3 protein-coding genes are annotated in these 2,074 nt (G+C 70.6%); all 3 read right to left on the bottom strand.

The window, feature by feature from the left end:
• Positions 1–4: 4 nt before the first annotated feature.
• From ACJA3G_RS35735 to ACJA3G_RS35725, 3 genes are read right to left on the bottom strand one after another with little or no spacing between them, the layout of a single operon-like run.
• Positions 5–613: a hypothetical protein gene (locus ACJA3G_RS35735; RefSeq protein ID WP_406557191.1), complete on the bottom strand. Its 609-nt coding sequence runs from the start codon at positions 611–613 to the stop codon at positions 5–7.
• Positions 601–1,494: an SAM-dependent methyltransferase gene (locus ACJA3G_RS35730; protein WP_406557190.1), complete on the bottom strand. Its 894-nt coding sequence runs from the start codon at positions 1,492–1,494 to the stop codon at positions 601–603. The genes ACJA3G_RS35735 and ACJA3G_RS35730 overlap by 13 nt, the downstream gene beginning before the upstream one ends.
• The gene (locus ACJA3G_RS35725) at positions 1,491–2,027 is read right to left on the bottom strand and encodes a GntR family transcriptional regulator (protein ID WP_406557189.1); all 537 of its coding nucleotides are present in this window, start codon (positions 2,025–2,027) and stop codon (positions 1,491–1,493) included. Before ACJA3G_RS35725 ends, ACJA3G_RS35730 begins: the two co-directional genes overlap by 4 nt.
• Positions 2,028–2,074: the final 47 nt, after the last annotated feature.

The raw sequence follows: 2,074 nt of genomic DNA, 5'->3' as shown, positions 1-2,074 counted from the left end.
GGGCTCAGCGGGGCAGCAGAGCCGCCCGTGCTGGCACGGCCGGGGCGGGGTCGGCGAGTGGTGCGGCCAGGTCGGCGCTGGTGGCGACCAGGTGATAGAGATCGGGCGTGGCCTGGGCGGGGAGTTGCAGGCGGTAGGCGCGGCGTCCGTCGGGATCCCGTGAGAACCGGTCGAGCTGCCAGCCGCAGACACCTTGGAGGTAGAGGGCGACAGCGCTGTCCGTCACCGTGCCGCGCACCCAGCGCGGCGGGCTGGGCAGGCGGGCGATGTAGTCGGCCAGCCACACCGAGCCCAGACGCGCGAGACGCTGGCCGTGCTCGGCGGGGTGGGTAATCGCCAGCGTGACCGACAGGGCTTCCTCCTGCCGCTCCATGGCGCTCCATCCCACGAAGGCGGCTTCACGGACGGCGAGAATGAAGACTCCGACGAGGTCACCGTCTTCTTCCATCCCGATGATCTGGGAGGTGTCATGGCCGTCGGCCAGCATGCTCAGCAGTGCGAGGCTGTGGCCGTGGTGCGGGTGGTCTTGTTGCTGGGCCCAGGCGGTGCGGGCGGTGAGCAGCGCATCGACGAGCGGGCGGTCCTCGTACGAGAGGAGCCTCATGAGGTACACAGCGGGGGATCCTTGACGATCGAGATCGGTGGCTTGAGGGCGATGCCGGCGTAGGCGCCGGAGTGCGCGGCCGGAGCGCGCGCATCGGGGTGTCCGGGGTGCCAGCGGTGGGTCGGAACGAGGCCGGGATCGAGTAGAGGCCAGCCACCGAACAGGGTCTGGATCGCCGTGCGGGTGCGGGGCCGGAACGCTACGGCTGCTTCTTCGGCCCGCAAGGCCGTGAGCTTGGCTTTCGCGTCGGGCGTGACGGCCAGGTCCGGGCTGGCGTGGGTGATCGACAGGGCGCTCCCGGGCGGCAACCACTTCCGCAACACCGCTAGGGCTGAGGTCACGGCCTGGTCGTCCTCGATCCACGGAAGGATGTCGTGAAGCAGGACGGCGACCGGCCGGGTCTGGTCGAACCGGGGCGCGACCTGGGGGTGGGCAAGGATCTCGGCCATGTACCGAATGTCGGCCTGGAGGATGCTGGGGTTGCCAGAGAGGCTGCTCATAGTGCTCTGGGCGACTCCGACGACGATGGGGTCGATGTCCACGTGCACGATCGACGCGCCCGGCAGTACTTCGCCGACCGTTGGCGGCTCGTGGCGCTGGAGGCGTTTCGACCAGTCGTAGGCGTACCCGCAGCCCAGGTCGAGGACCTGCTGGAAGCCGATCTCGGCGAAGAACTGTGCTGTCAGCGCGGTGTGGTCACGGTTGTTGTAGGCGGCGGACACGATCGTGTAGTCCGCCTCGTGGAGCCGATGCGCGAAGTCCCGGTCGACCTGGAACGAGTCCCGGCCGCCACTGAGCAGGTGATAGAGGCGGGCCGGGTTCGGACGGGAGTAGGTGTCGTCGTCGACGGCTGGTGCTCCTGGCCCTCTCCACGAAGGCCCGGACGTCACCACGGCGCACTCTCCATCCCCTGCTCGGCCAGCGCGGCGGGTGGCACGGGGGTGGGGTGGCTGCTGATGACGATGGCGTTGCCCTTTACGGGCAGTGCCAGCAGCCCTTCGGCCGCCAGGTCGCGCAGGGCCCGGCGGACATCACGCGGCAAGAAGCCCAGGAGGCGGGCGAGGTCGCGTCCTGGAGGCAGCGGATGGTTCACGCGGTGCACCCCGTCGCGAATCTCGTCCCGCAGTTGCCGGGCGGCGGCGACCGCGCCGGGCCCCGGTTCGGCGTGCCGTACCTTCCACCGCTCGCGCGGCGCCACGACCAGGCGGCGGCCGGCGTCCCGCTCCAGGACCCCGAGGTCGTGCAGGCGGTCGAGCGCGGACCGTACGCAGATCTCCGGTACCCGTAACTCCTGGGCGAGGTCGCCCGGGAGCGGGAGTGCTGAGCCGAAGAAGTACTCACCGCGGGCGATGCGGGTGAAGACGACGTGCCCGGTGTTGCTGAGGTCGGTGGCGGATACGGGCCGTACTCCCCTCCGCGTCATGCGCCGCCGCCCTGATCGTGGTGCGGGAGGGACGGTGGGTGGAGGGG

Origin of the sequence: Streptomyces sp. YS-3, from assembly GCF_045257485.1 — a bacterium.
Taxonomy (GTDB): domain Bacteria; phylum Actinomycetota; class Actinomycetes; order Streptomycetales; family Streptomycetaceae; genus Streptomyces.
Note: the sequence above shows the minus strand (reverse complement) of the source record. Positions and strands in the feature narration are given on the sequence as shown.

Coding starts and splice junctions, on each gene's coding strand:
- ACJA3G_RS35725 (WP_406557189.1), bottom strand. CDS start 2,027: ATGACGCGGAGGGGAGTACGGCCCGTATCCGCCACCGACCTCAGCAAC.